Origin of the sequence: Chryseobacterium cucumeris, assembly GCF_001593385.1 — a bacterium.
Classification (GTDB): Bacteria; Bacteroidota; Bacteroidia; order Flavobacteriales; family Weeksellaceae; genus Chryseobacterium; species Chryseobacterium cucumeris.
Window position 1 is genome coordinate 37,576 of the sequence record NZ_LUVZ01000012.1, and the last position, 24,984, is coordinate 62,559.

Consider the following 24,984-nt stretch of genomic DNA (forward strand, 5'->3'; position numbering starts at 1 on the left):
ACTGATTAAAGAGTTATTAAAGATTAAAATATAAATGAACATTTTACAAACATATCAGACTTTTTACTTCGTTGGAATCGGAGGTATAGGAATGAGTGCATTGGCACGCTATTTCAATGCATCCGGAAAAAAAGTATTGGGTTACGACAAAACCAATACAAAGCTTACTCAGAATCTGATGAATGAAGGCATTGATATTGTTTTTGAAGATCTTATTGATGAAAGGATTACTTCCCTTCAGAAAGAAAATACGTTGGTAATTTATACTCCGGCTATCAAAACGCTTGGAATATTGGATTATTTCAATCAAAATCAGTTTGAAGTTTTAAAACGTGCTAAAGTTTTAGGCTTAATTACTGAAAATACAGACTGTATTGCCATTGCAGGAACTCATGGGAAAACCACCACGTCTACCCTTGTAGCTCATTTGTGTAAAGAGGCTGATCTTCCTTTCTCATGCTTTTTGGGAGGAATTTCTGAAAACTTTAAATCCAACTTCCTGTACAACGGTTCTACCTATTCTGTAGTAGAGGCAGATGAGTATGACAGAAGCTTCCTGAACCTTTCTCCGGACTGGGCAGTAGTAACTTCTACAGATGCAGATCACCTGGACATTTATGGAGACATTAATCATATTGAAGAAGGATTCAGACAGTTTGCAGCTTTAGTTCCTCAAGACAAACAACTTTTTGTAAGAAAAGGATTGGAAATTGGCAGAGGGCATCAAACTTATGCGGTAAATGAGCCTGCAGATTATTATTCAGACAACCTGCGTATGGAGCATGATAAAATTTATTTTGACTTCCATACTCCAACGGAAACAATAAAAGATTTTGTCTGGGAAATTCCGGGAATTCATAATGTGGAAAATGCCACTGCAGCACTGGCTATCCTGCATAATTTAGGCGCAGATTTTGATACGCTGAAAAAAGCAATTGCCAATTTTAAGGGAATTAAAAGAAGATATACCAAACATATTTATCAAAACGGTAAAATTTACATTGATGATTATGCTCACCACCCTACAGAAATCAATGCTGTAATGAGCTCAATCAGAACATTTTATCCGGATAAAAAACTTCTGGTAGCCTTCCAGCCTCACCTTTTCAGCAGAACAAGAGATTTCGCAGACGGATTTGCGGAAAGCTTAAGTAAGGCAGATGAACTCATTCTTCTTGATATTTATCCTGCAAGAGAACTTCAGGAAAATTTTGAAGGAATCACTTCAAACTGGCTGCTAGACAAAGTAACATTAGATAAAAAAGAAGTATCAACATTATCCGGTGCTTTTGAAAAAATAAAAGAAAAAGATTTTGACATCCTTCTTACGGTAGGCGCAGGAAATATAGACACCCTTTATGACCCTATTTGTGAATGGATAAATAAATTGTAAAAAGTAATAATGTATTTACGTATTCATGAATACATTTTACATAAATACATGAATACAAAAAATGTATGAAAAATAAATACAGAATATTAAAAATTGTTGTCACCGTAATTATCCTGGGATTGTTACTGAGCTTCTCATTGAGGAGATTCAGCCGTGAGCAGATTACGGATAACAAGATTTCTGTAAAAATGAACGAGAAAACTCCGGTATATTTTGTTGATGAAAAAGATATCAGGGAAATTGTAAAAAAAGAAAATCCTTCAGGAAAAGTGGGAGATCTCAATATTCCTTCTTTGGAAAAAAAGATCAATTCCCTGCCAGCGGTAGACAGCGCCAATGTTTATCTGAACCTGAACGGAAAGCTGAATCTGGATATCAAACAGAGAGTGCCTGTTTTCAGATTAAATAAAGACGGAAAAGACTTTTATGTGGATGAGAAAGGAGTTGAATTCCCTATTTCAAGAACCTATTCCCACCCATGTATGCTGGTAACAGGAAACGTAAAGCCTGATGAATATGAGAAGCTGGCAGAACTGGTAGAAAAAATTGATAAAGATGATTTCAGTAAGAAATACTTTATCGGAATCTCAAAAAGTAAAGACAGCTATAGCCTTCTGACAAGTGAAGGAAATTATAGAGTGGAAATTGGAGACCTTGATAATATTGATTTTAAAGTAAAAGGATTTAAAACGTTTGTGGAAAAATACCTTGTGTATCAGGACCCTCAGAAATACAGCATGGTTTCGGTGAAATATCAGAATCAGATTGTCACTACTTTAAACCCTTATTTTAAAGAAAATGACAGTATTTTAAAGGCAGGAAAGATGGAATTGGCAAAAGTTCCTTCCCCAACAGCCGCTAAAAAGACGGAAGCTAAACCCAAAATAGCAGAGGTAAAAAAGACCAGCTCCACCTCGGTAAAACCGAAAGAGAGTACCAAACCGAAAGGACAAACAAAAGAAACTAAAAAAGCAGAGAAAAAGCCTCCCGTCAAGGCGCAGTCCAAGCCTAAGGCAAAAGTAAAAATAGAATAAGTCCCTCAGGGCATTTAATACACAAATAGGAGCCTATCCTTATAGATAAAAAAGTAGAAAAAATCAAATCGATATAAAATGGAAAATCAAGAGTATTCAGTAGGTCTGGACATCGGGACAACGAAGATAGTCGCGATTGTCGGAAGAAGGAATGCACACGGGAAGATAGAAGTTCTCGGTGTAGGAAAAGCTAAGAGTCTTGGTGTTCATAAAGGTATTGTGAATAACATTTCACAAACCATTAATTCAATCAAGGCTGCAGTATCCGAAGCACAATCCAGCGCCGGAGTTCCTATCCGCAAAGTTACGGTAGGTATTGCAGGAAAACACATCCGTTCTCTGCAGCATTCCGATTATATTATGCGTGAACATCCTGATAAATTTATTACAGACGATGACATCGAAGCATTAAAAGATCAGGTAAAAAAGCTGGTTATGCTTCCTGGAGAAGAAATTATCCACGTACTTCCTCAAGAATATAAAGTGGACTCCGAGGGGGAAATTCAGGAACCTGTCGGAATGCATGGAAAACGTTTAGAAGCCAACTTCCACGTCGTAGTAGGGCAAATGGGCAGCATCAGAAATATTGCAAGATGCGTTCGTGAAGCCGGATTAGAAATGGAAGCCCTTACTTTAGAACCATTGGCATCTTCTGAAGCTGTCCTTACAAAAGAAGAAAAAGAAGCCGGTGTAGCCATTGTTGACATTGGTGGTGGTACAACAGATATTGCAATCTTTAAAGATAATATCATTCGTCATACCTGTGTGATTCCATACGGAGGCGGAATTATTACCGAAGATATCAAAGAAGGCTGTTCCATCATAGAAAAACATGCAGAACAACTGAAAGTAAAGTTTGGTTCGGCTGTTCCCGAATTAGAAAAAGACAGTACTTTTGTAACCATTCCCGGACTTCACGGAAGACCGGACAAAGAGATTTCTTTAAAAACTTTAGCGCAGATCATCAATGCAAGAGTAGAAGAAGTTTTGGAAATGGTAAATACAGAACTGAAGGCTTATGGTGCTTTTGAACAAAAGAAAAAACTGATTGCCGGAATTGTTCTTACGGGTGGTGGTTCAAACCTGAAACACCTTCGTCAGCTGGCCAATTATACAACAGGTTTTGACAGCAGAATCGGTTTTGCGAATGAATATATCGCCAATGATAAAAATCAGTATCTGAAAGGCCCTGAATTTGCTACTTCTATCGGATTACTGATGGAGAGTTTGAAGATTAGAGACAAAAAGCAGAATATTGACGAAGTTGTAGAAGTTGTTACAGAGCAGCCAAAACCGGAAGTCACTGCAGCACAGGCAGAAACGGTTCAACCCGTTCAGCAGGCAGCCCCGGTTCAGGAGCAGCAGTCTTTTGAAAATGAAAAGCAAGAGAACAGAAAAGCGAAACTGACCTTCGGGCAGTCGCTTATGGAAAAAGTAAAAAAATTCTTTGAAGAAGTAGAGTAAATAAATATAAATGATAAAAGATTAATGATCAATGATACCTGAAATAGATTAATATTTATTAAATTAAAGACGAATATCATTCATCAATTATCATCTGTCACTTATCAATTATTAAAAGTATAGTTATGGAAAATATAGGTACACAAGGATTTTCATTTGATTTGCCAAAAGGAAATTCATCCATTATAAAAGTAATCGGTGTAGGGGGCGGTGGAAACAACGCTCTGAAGCACATGTACGAGAAAGGAATCCACGGAGTAGATTTCGTGATTTGTAATACGGATGCTCAGACTTTAGATAATAACCCGGTAGCCAATAAAGTTCAGTTGGGAACTTCTATCACAGAAGGTCTTGGAGCTGGTGCCGATCCTGAAGTTGGTGAGAAATCAGCCATCGAAAGTATTGAAGATATCAAGGCTGCTATGGGCCAAAACACCAAGATGGTATTCATCACTGCCGGAATGGGTGGTGGTACAGGAACCGGAGCCGCTCCTGTCATTGCTAAAGTAGCGAAAGACATGGGAATTCTTACCGTAGGTATTGTTACCGTTCCTTTCAGCTTTGAAGGGAAAAGAAGGTTGGAGCAGGCAGAAAACGGTCTGGATAAATTAAGAAACAATGTTGACTCGCTTATTGTGATCAACAATGATAAACTAAGACAGCAATTCGGAAACCTTGGATTTAAGCAGGGATTCTCAAAAGCCGATGAAGTGTTAACCAATGCTGCAAAAGGGATGGCAGAAGTTATTACAGGTTACTTTGATGTAAACATTGACTTTAGAGATGCTAAATCTGTACTTCAGAATTCCGGTACAGCCTTGATGTCTACTGGAACAGCTTCAGGTGAAAATAAAGCTGAAGAAGCTGTAAGAAAAGCCCTTGATTCTCCGTTATTAAATGATAACAAGATCACAGGTGCTAAAAACGTATTGTTATTGATCAGAAGTGGGGCTGAAGAAGTTACCATGGATGAGATCGGTATCATTATGGATCACATCCAGAAAGAAGCAGGAAACACTGCAGATATCATTTTTGGGGTGGGTGCAGATGAAGAATTAGGAGATGCAGTAAGTGTTCTTGTAATTGCAACTGGATTCTCTAATGATAATAAGAAATTCGCAGGACCTACTGAGAAAATCAGAATCAGTCTTAACGACAGTTTTGAAGCACCTAAAAATTCTCCTTTCAAAACAAGAGAAGAAAGAGAATCAGCTCCTGAGACAACGCATGATTTTGGAGGAAAAAACCTTTTCAGGCTGGATGACGAAGATCACGACACTCCGTTCAATGTGACCTCTGCTGAAAAAAAAATGATTATTGAAGAAGAGCAGCCAAGAACTGAAATCAAATTCTTTGATAAAGAAGAAGATACAGTAAATACACCGGAACAAAACTGGAGAAATGAAGAAGAAGGAGAAGAAGAATATAGCTTATTAGCTATTGATGAGGAACATGATGATCCTAACGATCTTGAGATCCAGTCTTTTTCATTTGATTTTGAAAACAAAAAAGAGGAACCACAATCCGGAACTTCCTTCAACAATTCATTTTCAAATGAAAAACCTGTTGAGTTCAGCTTCTTTGTAAACGAGCCTATCAGAAACGAGCCTAGTAAGGATTTCGGGCAGCCAAAAGCAGAGTTTAATACTCCTACCAATGCTGCGGTAGCTGAACCAGCTCAAAAGATTGAAACGTTCTACCAAAAACAGGAAGAGCCAAAGGTTGAAACAAGATCAACTTTTGAACACAAAACAGAAATTGAGACTCCAAAAACTGAAGAATCAGAATTCACTTTCGTGAATAAAACGATTGATCAGGACAGAGTAATTGAAAGAAGAAATAAATTAAAAGAATTCAACTCCCGCTACCAGAATTTTGACAGCACAAGTGAATTCGAATCTATTCCCGCTTTTAAAAGAAAAAATATTTCAATCGACGGAAACAATGCATCAGACCAGAACATCAACACTTATCTGTCTGATAACAATGGATCCATGCAGATCAGAGAAAACAGATTTTTAAATAAAGATGTAGACTAAATAATATAACAATGTAGAAATGTACCAATGTAACAATTACCAGACATTTATTGGTAAACTGTTACATTGATACATTGTTAAATTTGAAACCATGAGTTTAGAAAATACAATAAACGAAGCTATAAAAACAGCAATGAGAGCCAAAGACAAAGTGGCTTTGGATTCTCTGCGTGCTGTGAAATCTCAGATATTACTGCTTAAAACGGAAGCTATCGGAGCTGAAGTAACAGCGGAACAGGAAATTGCTATTCTTCAGAGAATGGTAAAACAACGTAAGGATTCTTACGATCAATTTACTGCACAGGGAAGAAATGATCTTGCAGAAGTAGAAGATGCTCAAATGAAAGTTATTGAGCAATTCTTACCTAAACAGCTTTCTGCTGAAGAATTAGAAACAGAAATTAAAAATATTATTTCTGAAACCGGAGCTGAATCTGTTAAAGATTTAGGGAAGGTAATGGGAGTGGCATCAAAAGCATTAGCCGGAAAATCAGACGGAAAAAGTATTTCTGAGATGGCTAAAAAGCTCCTTTCTTAATGGTGATATGTTTTTAAACTTAGATTCATTTCAAAGTTTAAAAACGATTCTCACTCCATAACTATAGGATATACAACCTTTGCATATCGATTTGATTAGAAGCCCGGAACTGAACAGTTCCGGGCTTCACTTTCTTTGGATATTAAAGTTTGTTAATCAGTTTGATTCTAAACTGAAAGAGAATTAAGCTACTACCATATTTCAGAGAGTATTTAAGTGATTGATTGCTTGAGGGAAAGCTTCAAATGTTTTTTTCACGGTCGTTTGTTTTTCAGAATCATTTCAAATTTAATAATAATATTTTATTATTCCTAGTGTTAATTCACTTTTTTTAGAATATTATTACAATATTAATACTTGGTTAATTTTATATGACTAATCAATTGATAGTTTTTATATATTGAACAAACGCAAAGAATTGCTTAACTTTGTACAGATAAAAAACAAAATATATGTATCCAACAGATTTAGTAATGCCTATGAAGGCAGAGCTTACAGATAAAGGTTTTCAGGATTTAACAACTCCTGCTCAGGTAGAAGATGCGTTAAAACAATCCGGAACCACATTATTGGTCATCAACTCCGTATGTGGTTGTGCTGCAGGTGCTGCAAGACCGGGAGTAGTATACTCTTTAACGGGAGACAAAAAACCAGATCATCTAACAACTGTATTTGCAGGATTTGATACTGAGGCTGTAGTAGAAGCAAGAAAACACCTTGCTCCATTCCCTCCAAGTTCTCCATGTGTAGCACTTTTCAAAGATGGTGAGTTAGTTCACATGCTGGAAAGACACCACATCGAAGGAAACCCTGCAGGAGCTATCGCAGCTAACCTTCAGGCAGCTTACGATGAATATTGCTAAGAATCAATAAACTAAATATCAAACCGTTACAAAATTTGTAACGGTTTTTTTATTTAATCACGTAAAAAATTTTCTGAAAATTCAAATATCATTATATTTGTTGAAATGGCAACCAAAGCACTTTTCAATACCGTAGTCAACTGGTTCATCCGTCAAAGGATTGACCAGATACAGAATTTCATGGACCATCCTATTGAAACCCAGAAAGGTATACTCTTTTCTCAGTTGTTTCATGCGGAAGACACGGAATATGGCAAACTATACGGATTCAATTCAATATCAAGTTATCAGGATTTTAAAAGCAAAGTTCCTATTGTTAGCTATGAAGAAATGGAACCTTTTATTGAGAAAGCAAGACAAGGCCATAAAGATGTAAGCTGGCCAGGCCTCATAAAACATTTTGCCAAATCATCGGGTACCACCAATGCTAAAAGCAAATTCATTCCGATCTCTGCAGAAAGCCTTGAATACTGTCATATGAAAGCCGGAAAAGATATGGTTTCTATCTACGCCAACAACCATCCTGAAAACCAGCTTTTTAATTATAAAAACTTACGTTTAGGCGGAAGTTCTGAGCTGTACGCTGATTTCAATACAAAATTCGGAGATCTGTCTGCTATTCTCATTGACAACCTTCCTTTTTGGGTAGAAATCACCACCACTCCGAGTAAGAAAGTTTCTTTGATGGGAGAATGGGAAAGTAAGCTTAAAGCAATCACCTCCGAAGTAAAAAATGAAGATGTAGGAAGTATTCTTGGAGTACCAAGTTGGATGATGGTTCTTCTTCAAAGGGTATTAAAGGAAACTCATGTAGAAAGTATTTCTGAGCTGTGGCCTAATTTAGAGGTGTTTTTTCACGGTGGAATCAGCTTTAAGCCCTACAGGGAACAATTCAGACAGATCATCGGAAAAAACATCAATTACTACGAAATTTACAATGCTTCCGAAGGCTTCTTCGGTATCCAGGACAGATCAGATAGTGATGAGATGCTGCTGATGCTGGATTATGGAATATTTTATGAGTTTATCCCTATGGATCAGTTTCATTTTTCAAATCCGAAAGTCGTAAGTCTGGAAGATGTGGAAGTAGGGAAAAACTACGCAATGGTAATCACCACCAATGGAGGATTGTGGAGATATCTGATTGGCGATACCGTTGTCTTTACCTCGATCAATCCTTTCAGAATAAAAATAACAGGAAGAACAAAACATTATATCAATGCTTTTGGGGAAGAACTGATGATCACCAATGTGGAATCTGCCCTTTCAAAGGCCTGCGAATTAACAGGAGCACAAATCACAGACTTTACAGGAGCTCCGGTTTTTATGAAAGGAAATGAAGGTGGTGCCCACGAATGGATCTTTGAATTCAGTCAGCATCCTGATAATCTGGATCATTTTATTGATGCTTTTGATAAACATTTAAAGACCATCAATTCAGACTATGAAGCGAAAAGATACAACAATATGACTCTTAAAAGACCGATTGTACATATTGCAAAAGAAAATCTGTTCTATCACTGGCTGGAAGCTAAAGGAAAGCTAGGCGGACAAAATAAAGTACCAAGGTTAAGCAATGACAGAGAATATATTGATCCATTATTGGAAATGAATAAATAAGAGAGAAAGATTCCTAACTCTCAATTGCATATAAAAAAGCCGTAATTCTATTGAACTACGGCTTTTATTATTTATTTGCTTAAATCTTCTTTTACTTTTTTCGCGGCTTCTTCTACTTTTGAAGCTCCTTTTTTAGCAGCTTCTTTTGCATCCTGCCCTACTTTGTTAGCTTCAGTTTTGATATCCTGTCCTGCTTTGTTAAGATCTTGTTTTGTCTTATCTGCAGTGGCATCAATCTTATCTTTCGCCTTCTGAGCAGCGGCATCAATCTTATTGCCTGCTTCATCTACTTTAGCCTTAACGTCTTCTTTCGCGTTGTTGATTTTTGCAGTATCCACAACGTTCGGTGTTTCGGTAGTAGTAGTTGTGGTTGTGGTAGTAGACCCGTCAGGATTTTCTACCTGTTCTGTTTTTGTTGTTGATTTTGTACATGCTACAGTGAATATTGAGATCACCACTACAGCTAAAATTTGTTTTTTCATATTGTTTATTTTTTAATGGAATTTAGATTTATTCTGATTTGATTTCCGGTGTTACCGGTTTTTCTGTTGCCTTCAGTTTCTTTTCAGCTTCTGCTTTTTTCTTTTCCTCTTCCTGTTTCGCTTTGGTTTCCTTTTCAAGCTCTGCTTTAAGCTTATTTTCTTCCTCCTGCAGCTTTCTAGCCTGTTTTACAGAATCAAGATACTGAGGAGAGGACATTCTTATTTTTCGTGCAATATCCACTGAAACAGCTCCTGTAGAAAAGGAGTCAACAGCAGTTGTATCATAACGTACTCTCACTTCCTGTTCAGCCCCAAAACCCGGAGATTCTTTCTTGGAACACGCAGTAAAAAGAATGGTAAAAACAAAAATTGCAGCCAGTAAATTTTTCATGGAACTAATTTAACAGAAATTCTGCAATTACAGGATAGTGATCCGATAATTTCACAGATTGATCTACTTTATAGCTTAAAGGAATGATTGATTTTGAAGTGAAGATATAATCAATCCTTAACGGGACTTTATAATCATGAAAACTGCTTGCACTACCCTTTCCTGCTACTAAGAACGCGTCCTGGAGATCTTTTCCGAGATTATAATACTCGTATGAATTAGGAACAGAATTAAAATCTCCTGCCAGGATAACAGGATAAGGAGATAAATCTATCATTTTTCTAATTCTTTTTACCTGATCTTCATGTGCCTGAAAGGTCGGTGTCATATGAGAAAGCAATGTTGAAACATTTCCCAAACCTAATTTATCAAGTTTCGTAAACATCGATTTATGAAGCCTGAAGGGTTCAAGATACACATTAATAATTCTGATTACTTTCCCATTAATGTCTATATCAGCATAGAATGAATTTCCGCGAGCCTTTTCATCAATAAGTTCCGCTTGTCTTACAATTTTATGCTTAGTTTTAAGAATAACTGACGGATATTTTATAAGATCACGTTTTATAACACGGTTTGTATCTTTTTCCTGTACCAGAATAATGTCTGCATCCTGTGCTTTGATATAATCTTTTACTTTATCCCAGCCATATTCTCCGTATTTCACATTAAAAGTCAATACTTTAATATCCCGTATTGTTTTTAAATTTTCTGTTTTGGGAGAAAAGTTCACCCATCGTCTGATCGGATTGTAGAAAATAAGTGTACCCAGTGCAAAAGCAATCGCAATTTTTTCTTTTTTTACGATCCAGATCAGTGTAAGAAGCAGGTGTGACAGGATCAGATAAGGAAAACCAAGAGACAGAAGATTCAGGTTGCCTAAAATATTAGGTGGAATCCATGCATTCCCCAATGTGCATAACAGCAATACAGCAATAACGATATGTATAAATAGTAATATCTGGTTCGACTTCATGAAAAAACGGTCTTGGTACGGTTTTCTTTCAACAAAAATCCTACCAAGCAGATAACTTTAACTATTTTTATGATTATTTGCCTTCCGTAGAAAACTTAACTGTGACAGGATAATGATCTGAAATACTTACAGAACGGTCAACTTTATAAGATATTGCCCTTACAGTTTTGGAAGAGAAAATATAATCTATTCTAATGGGAAATTTATAATCGTGAAAACTGGTTGCACTTCCTCTTCCTGCTTCCACAAATGCATCTTCAAGCCCTTCTGATAAATGATAATATTCGTAAGAATTGGGTACAGAATTAAAATCGCCCGCTAGAATTACAGGATAAGGAGAATTGTCAATAGCTTCACGAATAAGTGTGACCTGATCCTGATGTTTTTTAAAGGTGGGAATCAGCCTTTTAACAACATCTTTTATTTTTTTTTCGTTAGTATCTGTATTTGTGTTAAGCTTCACCATATCTTTTTCGAAGCGGAAAGGATGAAGGTAAACATCAATAAACCGATATATCCTTCCATGAATTTCTATATCAACCTGTAAACCGGGAACCTTAATGCTTTTATCTTGTGGTTCTATAACCTTTTGACTGATAATTTTATGTTTGGTCAGAACAGTTGTTCCAAAAGGTGGATTAGCTTTTTGGTATCCATCAAAATTATATACGATCCCTGCATCCTCCTGCAAAAGAAGAACATCTGCATCCAGAGAGTTCAGATAAGGCCCAATAGCATCACTTCCTCTTCCCCCAGCATTGGTATTGAAAGAAACCACTTTTATTTCGGAACCTCCTTTCTTATCAGAATAGTTAACCCAACGTTTTACAGGATTTATAAATGCTAACCCAGCAAACATAAATACAAATGCCCTTTTTTTCCAGCTGAATACCCAGAAAATTGTAAGAATCACATATACTATAATAAGCACAGGAAAACCTAAGGAAAGCAGATTAAACCAAGGAAAAATCTTTGGCGGAACATAAGCGTTCAATAAAGTACCCAACAGCAGAAATAAAATTCCCAGATGGATAATTAATACGATAAGTCGGAAAATCTTCACAAAATTATTTTAATTGAAACGGTACAAATGTTTTTTCCAAATTCTTGCCAGCAACCATCCAACCAAAGCACCACCAACGTGGGCAAGGTGGGCAATGCCTCCTCCATTTCCTGACACCCCAAGATATATTGAAATCACAACAATAATTGGTAAAAGATATTTTACTTTCATAGGAACAGGGATAAACATAATTCCGATTTTTGCATCCGGATACAATGTAGCAAAAGCAGCTACTACTCCGAAAATTGCTCCGGAAGCACCCACCATTGGTGTTGCAACAATAGCCTTAAAGCTTTCCAGTAATTCTTTTTGTTTAAGAATGGAACCTGTATTTCCTGTAAATTCAACACTTGCTCCGGATAAATAAGCATTTACATTGAACCCCAGCTGATCCAGTTCGTGGGAAAGCTGCTGCACTTCAACAAAATTCCATAGGTTAAAAAGGAAGAATGCTCCCAGGCCACTTGCAAAGTATAGAATCAAATATTTTTTATCCCCTAATGTCTGCTCCAGAATTGGTCCAAAGCTGAAAAGGGTCATCATATTAAATAAAATATGCATGATACTTCCATGCATGAACATATGGGTAATAACCTGCCACGAATGGAAAAAAGGTGAGAACGGATAAAAACCTGCGAGGTAACCAATCATCTGGTTTCCCATAAAGTAAGTAGCAATAAATACTATAACATTGATGATAATAATATTTCTTGTGATGGGCGGTATATTGTTAAACATATTCTTTAAAATTTGTTTTTAAAGTCGTTAAACGGAACTTCATAAAAGCATCTTTTACCGTCCGGTAAAAATTCCGGGAAGCCTAATGCTGTAAAGTCTTTAATCAGTTGTTCCGCATCTTTTTTATAAATAAAGTCAAATCTTGACTTCGACTGCATTTTATTCCATTGATTATGGTAATACTGCAAAAATTCTTCTTCTGTCTTGTAGTCGAGGATCTCAAAAAGGTTTTCCAGGAACTTCATGGCCTGGGTTTCTTTCAATCCTTCAGGAAGTGAATCTATTCGAAGTACACTTTCATGAGCAATTTTCATGTCAAACCCTAATTCCGGAAGATATTTTTTTATCGAATTATACTTTGTCTTTTCAATTTCATTCATATGATACTCCAGAGAGAAAAGAAGAGCATGACTGTTTGTATTGGATTTTCTGGTAGATTTATTTCCTTCAGAAACCAATAGTCTGTGCATTCTTCCCAAATCCAGCATTAAGGTGACATCACCTTTGTTGAAAAGCCAGTATCCATTAGGAAGTCTCATCAGATCTTCATCAAAATCCTCATCTTCAAACAGGTTAATTTTTGAAGGTTCTGCTGTAATATTCTGATGATACATTTCCGTAAGATTCTGGATTTCCTCCGGATGTACTACGTTTTTTTCTTCCAGAAACGGATTATAGTCTTTATCTACAATAATTTCAGGCATTTTAAAAACCCCGCCGCTGGACCCGCCTCCATTTCCTTTGCTGGGAATCGGCTTATTCATCATCTCATCCAGTTCGGGATCTCTATCAAAATCTAGGCTTGGAGAAACATTATAAATTCCTAAAGATCTTTTTATAGTTGAACGAAGCAAGGCAAAAATAAGATGCTCATCTTCAAATTTCACTTCAGTTTTCTGTGGATGGATGTTAACATCTATTTTCTCCGGATCAAGTTCCAGAAAAAGGAAAAAGGATGGCACATATCCAGGCTGAAGCAAGCCTTCAAAAGCTTCCTGTACTGCTTTATTGAAGTATGGACTTCTGAAATACCTCCCATTCACAAAAAGAAACTGTTCGCCTCTTGCTTTCTTGGCACCTTCAGGCTTGGCAACAAAGCCATGCAGTTTACACCAGATAATATCCTCTTTAATAGGAATTAAAAGCGGCTGAAGCTTTCTTCCGAAAACATCCACAATACGCTGCATCTGGCTTCCTTTTCTCAACCTGAAAACAGCTTCGTCATCATGGAACAGGGAAAACTCCAGGTTTTCATGAGCTAGTGCAACACGCTGAAATTCATCGATTACGTGTCTGAATTCAATATTATTATTTTTCAAAAACTTCCTTCTTGCAGGAACGTTATAGAAAAGATTTTTCACTAAAAAATTTGATCCGTCTGCTGTCTGAACCGGGTCCTGAAACTGGAAAATCCCTCCTTCGATATAGATATTGGTTCCAATCGAAGTATCTTTCTGTTTCGTTCTGAGCTCCACCTGGGAAACCGCTGCTATAGAAGCCAGTGCTTCACCACGGAAACCTTTTGTGGCGATTTTAAAGATATCTTCTGTTCCTTTGATTTTGGAGGTAGCATGTCTTTCAAATGCCATGCGGGCATCTGTTTCAGACATTCCTTTTCCGTCATCTACCACCTGAATAAGGTTTTTCCCGGCATCTCTGATGATCAGTTCAATTTTCGTTGCATCTGCATCAATAGCATTTTCCAAAAGTTCTTTCACGATGGATGCAGGCCTCTGCACCACCTCTCCTGCTGCAATTTGGTTGGCTACATGATCCGGTAAAAGCTGAATAATATCTGACATAAAAACGTAAATCAACTTACAAAAATAGTCAATGGAAACGGGAATTAAAATACTAAAATCGTGATTTAATATTTAATTATCAACATTTTTACCTATTTATCCCCAACCGATTTTTTTAATGTTTGTAATGAAGGGCGTTAGCAAGTTGATGCGTCTCATCCGGAAACTTTTATTTTAACAGACATGAAAATATGATTAAAAACAATAGAAATACCGATCCAGAAGTTGATTTTTCAGAAAAACACCCCTATTTCATAACAAAATAAGGGCATTTACAGCTAGTTTATACAAAAAATTAATAGTGTGTTTTTCTATTTTAATCCTCAAAGACAAGCTTTCTTTTCTTCTCTCTTTTAGGAATACCGTGAATTTTCTCATACAGATAAGCAAAAATATTGGGCTTTCTGTAAATCCTGTTGTATCTGTACTTCGTGTTGAAGTGACGGATATGAATTTTATAAGCATCGTACCCGATGACAATCAGAAGACATATACTGATGACATAGAAGACTCTGAATTCCAGATAATAGTATGTCAACCCTGAAAATACAGCTCCCATTACATAGGCAAGCATAATACTCATCAGAAGTTTTGCTCTGCCAATCAGTTCTCCGTTTCTCCTGTATTTTTTCTGGGTAAACATGGATACCAGAATTCCCAGGTCGGTAGTTGTTCCCGTAAGGTGGGTTGTTTTTACAGAGAAATTGGAGATACTTGCCGTTAAACCGTTTTGCAATCCTGTCGCGAAAAGCATCAATGCTACTAGATATTCTGTCTCTTCTAATGTTTTCTGATAATAAAACTGCCCGTATACACCTACAAAAAGGAGACATATGATTTCCAGCACAATGGGCATGGAATGGGCAAAATATTTACTTTTCTTATTAAAATTGATGACAATGAAGTTGGACAGAAAGCTTCCGAAGAAGAACAAAAAGATCCATCCTCCTACAACTCCTACCTGCGTCCAGTTTCCTTTACTGATTTCCGCTGCTAAAATAGCGTAGTGTCCCGTTACGTTCGATGTAAAAGAGAGAAATATCAATAGGGAAGCAATGTTTATAGTACCTGCTGTGAAGGCAGTCAGCGTCCCCAATCTGATATTGTCTCCCAGTGTCCTGCTGTTACTATAATTTCTTAACATTTTTAATCGTTTTTAAATTGTGTTTAATCTTTAGACCTCTACAAAGATCTCTGCCAGTCTTCCTCTTTCCGGAAGCTTTTCTCTTACTTCGATGGCAATTTCATGAGACTTCAGCTCTTTGCATTTTTTGATATAAGGAATCAGATCAAATTTGCCTTTTCCTTTGCTTTTAATAGATGGAGCATAGTAAGCTTCCTCAATATTTTCCGCCTTTACATATTGATTGAATGTTCTTTGGAAACTTCCTGTAAACACATCACAGATGATTTTATTAACCAGGTGAGGATATTTATTACTGATAATTCCAAAGGCATCGCAGAATTCTGTAGGTCTTATTTTATTGAAAACTGATGTTTTAGTACTGAACAAAAGATCTCTGATAGAATCTCCGGAATCATACCCGGAAGTCAGAAGAATGTTATATTGGTTTTGATCTTCAGCGGCATCTTTCTCTTTAAGTACTTTTTTCAATATATTCAATGACTCAAGAGAGTAATCTGTTGCAATTAAAATTGTTTTAGTCATGTTCTTATTATTTTGTATTGTGTTTATCTTTTTTGATGATACAAAACTAGAACGACCATATTAGAAGATCTTTGGAATGGAATTAAAATGTGATTAAAGAGATTAAAATGAGATTAGAAAATTGTTAAGAGCCCTTAATATAGGAAAGAATCAGGATCAAAAAAAGATATAAACATTTGTTTTTCAAAACAAAACAAATAAAAAATGAGTAAAAAATGCTAGAATAGAGATTCTTATTTGTTTATCTCTTCGCCTTTCTGCATGCTATAGAAATTCGGGAACTTCATCTGTACGGTTGTTCCCTGATTCTCGTGCGAACTTACAATCAGTTCACCATGATGCATTCTTACGATGTTTCTCGCTAATGGAAGTCCGATTCCGTAGCCTTCATAATTATTGGTATTAGAAGCCCTGAAGAACGGGTCGTAGATTTTGTTCATTTCCACTTCAGGAATTCCAATACCGTTGTCTTTTACAATGATGTACACATCCGAATTGGTTGCTCCCAGAGAGACTTTAACCTGTTGGAAATTAGAATATTTACAGCCATTACTGATGATATTGGCTACTGCAAGATGCAATAACTGCTCATTCCCTTGTACTTTCAGTTTCTTCGGGTTATCGGGAAGCATACTGATATCCAGATAGATATTATTCCGGGAATCAATTCTTCTGAGCGTTTCTATAACGTCCCAAAGCAACTGATCAATTCTTACCTTATCCATTTTCTGGATTTTCCCATCGAATCCGGTTTGGGCAATCATTAGTAAGGCTTTGATCTTTTTATCCAGCTTTTCGGCTTCATCCAGAATAATTCCCAGGGTTTCTTTATATTCATCCGCTGTTCTGCTGATAGAAAGGGCAACATCGGCTTCTCCCATAATAGAGGTAAGCGGAGTTCTCAATTCGTGGGAAACATTTCCAATCAGATGATTCTGGGTTTCGAAAGAAGTTTCAATGCGGTTGAGCATATCGTTGAAAGTATCCACCAGTTCGTTAAGTTCTTTATTATCAGGCTGAGACTCCAGTCTTAAGTGAAGGTTTTCAGAACTGATCTCCTTTACTTTTCCAGTGATTTTTAAGATCGGTCTGAATAAAGTTTTAGATAAATAAAAAGAGAAAATCATACTAAAGAACAGAGACAGTACAATGCAGGTAAGCAGTGTTCGCTTTAAAAAACCCAGATAATAAACAACATAATGGTTTTTAGCAGAAGCAATAGCAATATAATCTTTATCATCATATTTGAAGCTCTGTCCTATATAATAGAATTCTTCATCATTATAATTGGACTCTCCTTCCTTGATAATATTTTTAAAGAAGTATGAAGGAATATGAATTTCCTGAGATATTTTTTTGAAATTGGAATCTGTAGGAACGGCAAAAACATAGTCTTTTTCCATTGGAAGTTCCTCATCATTCAGGCTGTTGAGAACATAATTTTCCGGAAGGTCGAGATGATCTTTGCTTTTTTCGATCTGAACAATCGTTGCTGTCCTGATCTTGAGCAGTTCATAAAATCTCTGGTGTGAAAAATTAACAATTGAAAAGTACACCAAACCACTGAACAGCAAAATGATGGCGGTAAAAACCAACATCAAGAGTACCATCGTTTTGGTTTGATTTGTAATGACTCTGTTAAACATTCATTATGTCTTTTTTAACACATACCCCATCCCTATCACGGTATGAATCAACTTATTATCGTCCTGGCTATCCAGTTTCTTTCTTAAATAATTTACATAAACATCTACTACATTGGTTCCCAGCTCGTAATTAACGCCCCAGACGGCATCCAGAATTTCCGCTCTTGAAATTACTTTTTCAGGATTATTCAGGAAGTACAGCAGCAATTTATATTCTGTGGAAGTAAGAGAAATCTCTTCTCCGGCGCGGGTTACTTTCTTGGTATAATCATTTACCATCAGATCCGAAAACTGGAATACATGTTCATTATCAGGCTCCGGTTCGGCAATTTCCTGTGGACCGTTGTTGTTACTTCTCCTTAGTAAAGACTTTACACGGGCTACCAGTTCAATGAATTTAAAAGGCTTCACCAGATAATCATCTCCACCACTTTCCAATCCGAGAACGATGTTTTCAGAAGTTCCCAAAGCAGTCAGAAATAAAATCGGAACACTCTGATTGGTTTTTCTTATTTCTTTACACACGTCCAGACCATTCATTTCCGGAAGCATAATGTCTAAAATTACCAGATCGAAATCATTAGCCTGCACCAGCTGCACTCCTGTACGCCCATCAAAAGCTACAGAAATTTCATATCCGTTTTCCTGAAGTCCCTTTTTAATAAAGGACACCACACTGGTTTCGTCTTCGATAAGAATAATTTTTTTCATAGATGAAATAAGGAGTTTTACAAAAATAGGGAAATTTTCTTGGGGAGAAAAAGTGAAAGAATCCGGGGAAGCAAGCAACAAATAATAATTTTCAATGAATTGATTCCCTCCTGTATCCAAACTCTATGGAATAATATTACCTTTGTTTGAATATAATTCAGGTTAAATTACACACAGTATGAATGACTTTTTAATAGGTATCGGCAAGAGATTAAAGGATATTAGAAAAAAGAATAATTTAACCATTAATGAGCTGGCCTTCAAAGCGAATGTAAGCAACGGACTTGTTTCTAGAATTGAAAACGGAAGAACGATTCCTTCACTACCTGTGTTATTGGATCTGATTCAGTCGCTGGAGATTGATGCCAGTTATTTTTTTGAAGGGGTTGAGAAAAAATCCAACGCCAAATTCATTTATGTTCCGAAAGAAAGCCAGCAAGTCATTGAAAAAGAAGTAGAAGCTGAAGGATTTAAGTATATGCATATCTTCAGCAAGAGTCTTCATTCTTTAGGTTTTGAAGCTGTTTTACTAACTCTTGAGCCCAATTCTAAAAGGGAAAAAGTAATTACGGATGCGTGGGAATTCAAATATATCCTGAAAGGAGAAGTAAAATACGTAATTGATAATGAAGAAGTCATCTTGAAAGAGGGTGATTCTTTGTATTTCAACGGAAAATTTCCTCATGTTCCGGTAAGCATCAGTGATGAAAGCTGTCTGATGCTTGTTCTTTATTTTTATACGGCTTAACTATTTCTTTTTTTTGCTTTTGTTATTCTGAATGACACGTCAAGAATAGATTCAGTCCAAGTGTATGCAACGCTTCATCAGCGACAAGTAGCAGCCTTTGATTCCTTAAAAACATACTGTTTCAATCATAAAACTTAGTGTCTAAAATATCATCTACTTTAATCATTATCCTTTAATTTCTGATTTTCAGGCAATACAAAAGTTTACAAATATGCAACTTTCATTTTCCTGTTTTCTTCCAAGATGAACGAAATATGAATTAAAAAAGGCCCATTTTCAACTGATTTCAATTCTTATTATTTATGGTAAATATTTACTAAAAACGTTGAAACATTCACTTCAAAGCTTGTTTTCCCGAATTTTTAAAGGTTAACTCCTATTGGTTTTAAAGTAAAAAAAGCGTAACAAACCGGGCTTATTTGTTAAACAATACTTAATACAAAATATTTATATATATTAAAATTATTAGCGTGATTTGCATAAAAAATTTAATATATGTAAAAATGAAAACAAATTTAGAGAAATTATTCACCCTTGTTTTTGTCTGTTTCATAGTCTTTGTTACAGCGCAGAAACAGTTAATTATAGGAACTGTGCTTGACGACAGCCAGCCTCTCCCCGGGGCCACAGTCAAAATAAAAGGCTTATCTAAAAATATAACGACTGATATTGAAGGGAAATTTGCCATCAATGATATCAAAGAAGGCCAGTACACTCTACAAATCAGCTACATCGGTTATGAATCTTCAGATATCAATGTAGATCTTAAACCGGAACAAACGGTTGACTTAGGAATTATTAAACTATCCCAACCGAGAAAAAATATTGATGAAATTGTCGTTACCGGAACGTTAAAAAATACGGAAGCGAGAGCTTTAAACCTTCAGAAAAATGCCATTAATATCACCAATGTCATCGCTTCTGACGGAATCGGAAAGCTACCGGACAGAAATGCAGCAGAAACCGTACAGCGTGTGCAGGGAGTTTCTATTGAAAGAGACCAGGGAGAAGGAAGATTTGTTTCCCTGAGAGGACTTCCGCCATTCTGGGCATCCACAACCATTAATGGAAACAGACTTCCCACCGCAGAGGAAGAAACGACTTCCAGAGCTACGGCATTTGATTTCTTTCCTACAGAACTGATCTCCTATGTACATGTAAACAAGTCTTTTACCCCAGATATGGAAGCTGACGGAATAGGCGGCGGTGTCAATTTTATCACCAAAACTCCACCGATGAAAACAGAGTTCAAAGCTACTGTGGGAAGCGGTTATAATGCAAAGTCTGATAAAGGAGTTTACAATCTTGGATTTTTGTATGGGGGAAGAACGAAGGATAAAAAGTTCGGGTATTTATTCAACTTTGCGCATTTCATAAGAAACTGGTCTACAGATAATTTTGAGGCTAGAAGAAGTGGCGATGAAGGAGTTTTCAGACTGGAACTTCGTGATTATAACGGAGTCAGAAAAACAACAGGGATCAATACCGCTTTTGAATATGTATTATCTCCAAAAACAACCTTCTATTTAAAAGGAATGTATGGTACTTTATCGGATGACGAAACCCACTATAAACACAGAATCCGTTTTGATAAATTCAGCAGTGCTAATAATACAGCAAGAGTAGAGCTCCAGAATATCCACAATTTACTGATAACAGAACTTACTTCTGTTTCTTTGGGAGCAGTTCATAACTTAAATAAAGGGAAAATCGACTGGGATCTCTCTTATTATGACAACAAATTTAAGTACGGCAATATTCCTGATAAACAGAACAATTCTTACTACGTCATCAAGTACACTCAATCAGGAGTAGGCATCAATCCTGATTATATTTCAAATCATGGAAATGGTCCGAGAGCATATTGGAAAGCTGACGGTGGAAAATTAGATTATAAAAATCCGGATGCTTTATTTGGTTTCTACAGTGACCAGAACTTTAAAATGGATGCTTCTCAGATGAGATTTACAGATCTTGAATTATATAAAGTCTTTGTGGAGGAAAAGGATAAAATCGTAGCGGCTTTCAACCATGAGATCAATGCTTCTGATAAACTGACTTTAAAATATGGTTTTAAATACAGAGATAAAGAACGTAATGCAAAATTCTCCGATATTTTCTACAACTGGAGCAGTGGAACAGCCCCTCTTCTATCAGATTATTCACAATATCTCACAACACAGCCCAACGGACCGAAATATTTAAGTGAAATGAATGCCCATATCGGCAATACTTTTGGTCCGGTACTTTCAACCACAGGAATGAACCAGTTTTGGTATGACAACCAGGGAAATTTAAAAATCAATACTGCTGATTCCGAAGCATTGCAATATAATAAAGCATTAGGAAGAAACTTTGATGTGTTTGAAAAACATGCAGATGCTTACGGAATGGCAACCTATAAACTGAATGATAAAATCATCATTTTAGGAGGAATCAGGTTATCCAATACCAATACTAAAGTAAGAGGATACAGCGTGAATGATAACGTACTGACACCGGTAGAAAATACTAAAAACTATCTGGCTGTTCTCCCAATGATTCATTTAAAATATACGTTAAACGATAAAACCAATCTTCGTTTTGCTGCGACAAGAACTTTCTCAAGACCTAATTTCGGAGATCTTACTCCGGGCGGAACTTATATTGAAGCAGATAACGAGTTCAAAGGGGGAAACCCAAATCTTAATCCTACCTATTCTTTGAATTTTGACCTGATGGGAGAATATTATTTTTCCAACGTAGGGATTCTGAGTGGCGGTGTTTTCTATAAATCGATTACTGATCCTATTTTCCAGGACTCTTTTATCGGAAATTACAACGGAATCAATGGCGTACAATTCACAGCTCCTAATAATGGGAAAGCAGCATGGTTAGGAGGAGTTGAGTTGGGAATTAATAAAAGATTTGACTTCCTTCCAGGGCTTTTACAATACTTTGGAGTACAATTGAATGCCACCTTCATGACTTCCGAAATGGAAAAGCCAGGCGGAAGAACGGTAGCACTTCCCTACCAGGCAAAAGAATTGTACAATGCGCAGCTTTTCTTTGAGAAAAAAGGATTCAATGCAAGACTGGCTTATAACTACAAAGGAAAGTATGCTGTAGAATACGCTGAGGAGGATATCAATGATTCTTATTATGGTAAATACAGCAATCTGGATTTCGGAGGTTCTTATCAATTTACCAAATATCTGACTTTGTATGCGGATGTGAATAATATTCTGAACAAACCACTGATTTACCACTTCGGAAAAAGCGAAGACCGTCCTGAACAGGTGGAATATTATGGAGTACGTTTCAATCTTGGAATAAAACTGAACTTCTAAACCATTACCATGGCCAGAACCATCAATAAAAAAACACTGGTAACACTGAAGGCCGCATTTGCTGCTTTCGGTGTTTACTTCTGCATGTACGGTTTCAGGAAACCTTTTACCGTAGCTTCCTTCGAAGGGCTTTCCTATTTCGGAGTAGATTATAAGATTCTGATTATCATTGTCCAAGCTATTGGATATTTTATCTCAAAATTCATCGGGATCAAATTTATTTCGGAATTGAAACCTGAGAAACGAATCGCTTATCTCTTTACTTTCATTGCTATTGCTGAGCTTTCTTTATTAGGATTTGCAGCCGTTCCTGCTCCTTACAATATTCTCTTCATGTTTATTAATGGTATTCCGCTGGGAATGATCTGGGGAATTGTTTTCTCTTATATTGAAGGACGAAAAACCACCGAAATCATAGGATTATTTTTATGTTCAAGCTTTGTGGTTTCTTCAGGTTTTACAAAATCTGTAGGAAAATTTCTGATGGATACTTTTTCCATTTCAGAATTCTGGATGCCTTTTTCAGCCGGACTTATTTTCATTATTCCTCTGATTCTTTTCGGATTATTGCTTGAAAGAATTCCCAAACCTTCAGAAGAAGATATTTTGCTTAAAAATAAGAGACAACCGTTGAATGGTAAAGAAAGAAAAGCCCTGATCCAACAGTTTTTTGTTCCAATTGTGTGCATCATATTTTTATATATCAGTTTAACCGTTTTAAGGGATTTCAGAGATAATTTTAATCGTGAAATCTGGGACGGACTGAACTTTACTTTTGACAGTTCTATTTTCACTTTAACGGAAATTCCTATCGCCGTAATGGTTCTGGTAATTTTAAGCTTTATGGTAAAAGTAAAGAACAATAAAAAGGCATTTGCCTATTATCATTACATTCTTTTTATGGGAATTCTTACGGTAGGGCTTTCTACGTATCTGTTTCAGCATGGTTCTCTGTCACCTTTTTTATGGATGACGGTTTCAGGCTTCGGAATGTACATTTGCTATATTCCTTTCAATGGAATTTATTTTGACCGGATGATTGCCGCTTTTGAAATTAAGGGAAATGTTGGTTTTCTGATCTATATTGTAGATTCTTTTGGTTATCTGGGAAGTGTTCTGATTCTTTTGTATAAAAACTTTGGCTCGGCCAAGACTTCCTGGTTGCATTTTTATATCCACTTAAATTATATCATTACCATAGCGGTTTTCGTTCTTTCCGTGATTGCTTTTCTGGCTTTCAGAAAAAAGTCAAAACCCAACTCTAAATCTAATCAATTCATCAATTTCGATACGTCGAAAATTTTATAAACTATAGTACAATGACAACAAAATTTGATTTACTCGTTGTAGGAGGTGGAATTTTAGGAACATTCCATGCTTATCATGCACTGAAGAAAAACCTTAAGGTAGCTTTACTGGAAAGGAATTCTGTTCCTCAGGGTGCCACGGTAAGAAATTTCGGACAGGTAGTACCTTCCGGAATGGATCTTAAATGGCAAAACTTCGGTAGAGAAAGCCTTACCATCTACAATGAACTTCATGATCAGGCAGACCTTACCATCAGACAAAATGGTTCCATCTATATTGCTTCCAATGATGAAGAGCTTCAACTGATTGAAGAGCTATATGAAATCAACAGAAATAATGATTATGAATCTGTTTTATTATCTAAGAACGACTGCATCAAGAAGTTTGATGGTCTTCGTTCAGACTATTGCAAAGGAGGTCTGTTTTTTCCTCAGGAACTTTCCGTAGATTCTGCAGATATGATTGTAAAGCTTCACAAGCTGCTTCAGGAAAAAATGGGATTACAGATCTTCTACAATACATCTGTACTGGAAACCCATGAAGATGATCAGAAATGTACAGCGGTAACGGCTGATGGAACGGAATTTAACGCTTCCAAAATCGTGATTTGCGGCGGGCATGAGTTTAAAACTTTATACCCTAACATATTCAATGACAGTGATCTGGAAGTGAGTAAGCTGCAGATGCTTCAGACCAAACCACAAGGAATCTATTCACTTCAGGGAAATATCCTTACTGGACTTTCTGTAAGAAGGTATGAATCTTTCAGCGAATGTCCTTCTTTTAAGAAAATCAAGGCTTTAGAAGATCCTAATTCGTTTGAGAAGAAATACGGAGTTCATATTTTATTCAAACAGGCTCTTGACGGTTCTGTAATCATAGGAGATTCTCACGAATATGCAGATGCCAAAAATGCCGATGATTTGGGGTATGACCTTAATATGGAGATTGATGAATTCATGATTCATGAGGCTAAGAAAATTATTGATCTTCCTACGTATGAAATTCAGAGGAGATGGTTCGGAATCTATTCCCAGTGCAAAACAAAAGATATTTTTGAGCACAGCCCATCTGCCAATATTCATATTGTAACAGGGATCGGAGGAAAAGGAATGACGGGAAGCGGTGGCTTTTCCAAATTTAATATTGAAAAAATTTACGCATAAAATT

Annotated in this window: 21 protein-coding genes; 11 read left to right on the plus strand and 10 right to left on the minus strand. The window is 36.4% G+C overall.

The genetic code is table 11. The annotated features are described in order from the left end of the window. Nucleotides 1-34 precede the first annotated feature (34 nt). The 7 genes from murC (at nt 35) to A1704_RS09070 (ending at nt 8,951) form a co-directional block, all read left to right on the plus strand. Nucleotides 35-1,393, plus strand: a complete 1,359-nt coding sequence (gene murC / locus A1704_RS09040) for a UDP-N-acetylmuramate--L-alanine ligase (protein ID WP_062672642.1) — start codon at nt 35-37, stop codon at nt 1,391-1,393. A 65-nt stretch (nt 1,394-1,458) separates the two neighbouring features. Beyond that, nucleotides 1,459-2,427: a cell division protein FtsQ/DivIB gene (locus A1704_RS09045; RefSeq protein ID WP_062672643.1), complete on the plus strand. Its 969-nt coding sequence runs from the start codon at nt 1,459-1,461 to the stop codon at nt 2,425-2,427. A 78-nt stretch (nt 2,428-2,505) separates the two neighbouring features. Next, nucleotides 2,506-3,891, plus strand: a complete 1,386-nt coding sequence (gene ftsA / locus A1704_RS09050; RefSeq protein WP_062672645.1) for a cell division protein FtsA — start codon at nt 2,506-2,508, stop codon at nt 3,889-3,891. Between the two features lie 125 nt (nt 3,892-4,016). Further along, a complete protein-coding gene (gene ftsZ, locus A1704_RS09055) occupies nt 4,017-5,930 on the plus strand; it encodes a cell division protein FtsZ (RefSeq protein WP_062672647.1) in 1,914 nt (637 codons plus the stop codon). Nucleotides 5,931-6,021: 91 nt separating this feature from the next. Continuing rightward, complete coding sequence (locus tag A1704_RS09060) at nt 6,022-6,468, plus strand: GatB/YqeY domain-containing protein (protein WP_062672649.1); 447 nt, start codon at nt 6,022-6,024, stop codon at nt 6,466-6,468. Between the two features lie 452 nt (nt 6,469-6,920). Next, on the plus strand, nt 6,921-7,331 hold the full coding sequence (locus A1704_RS09065; protein ID WP_027372869.1) for a BrxA/BrxB family bacilliredoxin: 411 nt from the start codon (nt 6,921-6,923) through the stop codon (nt 7,329-7,331). Between the two features lie 105 nt (nt 7,332-7,436). Beyond that, nucleotides 7,437-8,951 (plus strand): GH3 auxin-responsive promoter family protein, encoded by a 1,515-nt coding sequence (locus A1704_RS09070; protein WP_062672651.1) that lies wholly within the window; start codon nt 7,437-7,439, stop codon nt 8,949-8,951. Between the two features lie 71 nt (nt 8,952-9,022). Here the strand turns inward: A1704_RS09070 and A1704_RS09075 are convergent, their stop codons facing one another. From A1704_RS09075 to A1704_RS09120, 10 genes are all read right to left on the minus strand, one after another. Next, entirely contained in the window at nt 9,023-9,433 is a 411-nt protein-coding gene (locus A1704_RS09075; RefSeq protein ID WP_062672653.1) for a hypothetical protein, read from the minus strand. 28 nt (nt 9,434-9,461) lie between these two features. Continuing rightward, the gene (locus A1704_RS09080) at nt 9,462-9,824 is read right to left on the minus strand and encodes a hypothetical protein (RefSeq protein ID WP_062672654.1); all 363 of its coding nucleotides are present in this window, start codon (nt 9,822-9,824) and stop codon (nt 9,462-9,464) included. 4 nt (nt 9,825-9,828) lie between these two features. Beyond that, the gene (locus tag A1704_RS09085) at nt 9,829-10,800 is read right to left on the minus strand and encodes an endonuclease/exonuclease/phosphatase family protein (RefSeq protein WP_062672656.1); all 972 of its coding nucleotides are present in this window, start codon (nt 10,798-10,800) and stop codon (nt 9,829-9,831) included. Between the two features lie 73 nt (nt 10,801-10,873). Continuing rightward, nucleotides 10,874-11,863 carry an endonuclease/exonuclease/phosphatase family protein gene (locus A1704_RS09090; protein WP_065119591.1) on the minus strand — a complete coding sequence of 330 codons (990 nt, stop codon included), beginning with the start codon at nt 11,861-11,863 and terminating at the stop codon, nt 10,874-10,876. A gap of 9 nt (nt 11,864-11,872) precedes the next feature. Beyond that, entirely contained in the window at nt 11,873-12,601 is a 729-nt protein-coding gene (locus A1704_RS09095) for a rhomboid family intramembrane serine protease (protein WP_062672658.1), read from the minus strand. Between the two features lie 5 nt (nt 12,602-12,606). After that, complete coding sequence (mutL, locus tag A1704_RS09100) at nt 12,607-14,403, minus strand: DNA mismatch repair endonuclease MutL (RefSeq protein WP_062672660.1); 1,797 nt, start codon at nt 14,401-14,403, stop codon at nt 12,607-12,609. A gap of 316 nt (nt 14,404-14,719) precedes the next feature. Then, nucleotides 14,720-15,547: a YoaK family protein gene (locus A1704_RS09105; protein WP_062672662.1), complete on the minus strand. Its 828-nt coding sequence runs from the start codon at nt 15,545-15,547 to the stop codon at nt 14,720-14,722. A gap of 30 nt (nt 15,548-15,577) precedes the next feature. After that, entirely contained in the window at nt 15,578-16,072 is a 495-nt protein-coding gene (locus A1704_RS09110; RefSeq protein WP_062672664.1) for a hypothetical protein, read from the minus strand. Nucleotides 16,073-16,305: 233 nt separating this feature from the next. Then, entirely contained in the window at nt 16,306-17,718 is a 1,413-nt protein-coding gene (locus A1704_RS09115) for a sensor histidine kinase (protein WP_062672666.1), read from the minus strand. 3 nt (nt 17,719-17,721) lie between these two features. Then, a complete protein-coding gene (locus A1704_RS09120; RefSeq protein ID WP_062673733.1) occupies nt 17,722-18,429 on the minus strand; it encodes a response regulator transcription factor in 708 nt (235 codons plus the stop codon). A 178-nt stretch (nt 18,430-18,607) separates the two neighbouring features. Between A1704_RS09120 and A1704_RS09125 the strand changes: the two genes are divergently transcribed. The 4 genes from A1704_RS09125 to A1704_RS09140 all read left to right on the plus strand — a co-directional run bounded on the left by A1704_RS09125 (nt 18,608) and on the right by A1704_RS09140 (nt 24,980). Continuing rightward, complete coding sequence (locus A1704_RS09125; RefSeq protein ID WP_082798748.1) at nt 18,608-19,177, plus strand: helix-turn-helix domain-containing protein; 570 nt, start codon at nt 18,608-18,610, stop codon at nt 19,175-19,177. A 503-nt stretch (nt 19,178-19,680) separates the two neighbouring features. After that, nucleotides 19,681-22,506, plus strand: a complete 2,826-nt coding sequence (locus A1704_RS09130) for a TonB-dependent receptor (RefSeq protein WP_062672670.1) — start codon at nt 19,681-19,683, stop codon at nt 22,504-22,506. Between the two features lie 9 nt (nt 22,507-22,515). Then, a complete protein-coding gene (locus A1704_RS09135) occupies nt 22,516-23,814 on the plus strand; it encodes a DUF5690 family protein (RefSeq protein ID WP_062672672.1) in 1,299 nt (432 codons plus the stop codon). Between the two features lie 11 nt (nt 23,815-23,825). Further along, entirely contained in the window at nt 23,826-24,980 is a 1,155-nt protein-coding gene (locus A1704_RS09140) for a TIGR03364 family FAD-dependent oxidoreductase (protein WP_062672673.1), read from the plus strand. The last annotated feature ends 4 nt before the right edge of the window (nt 24,981-24,984 follow it).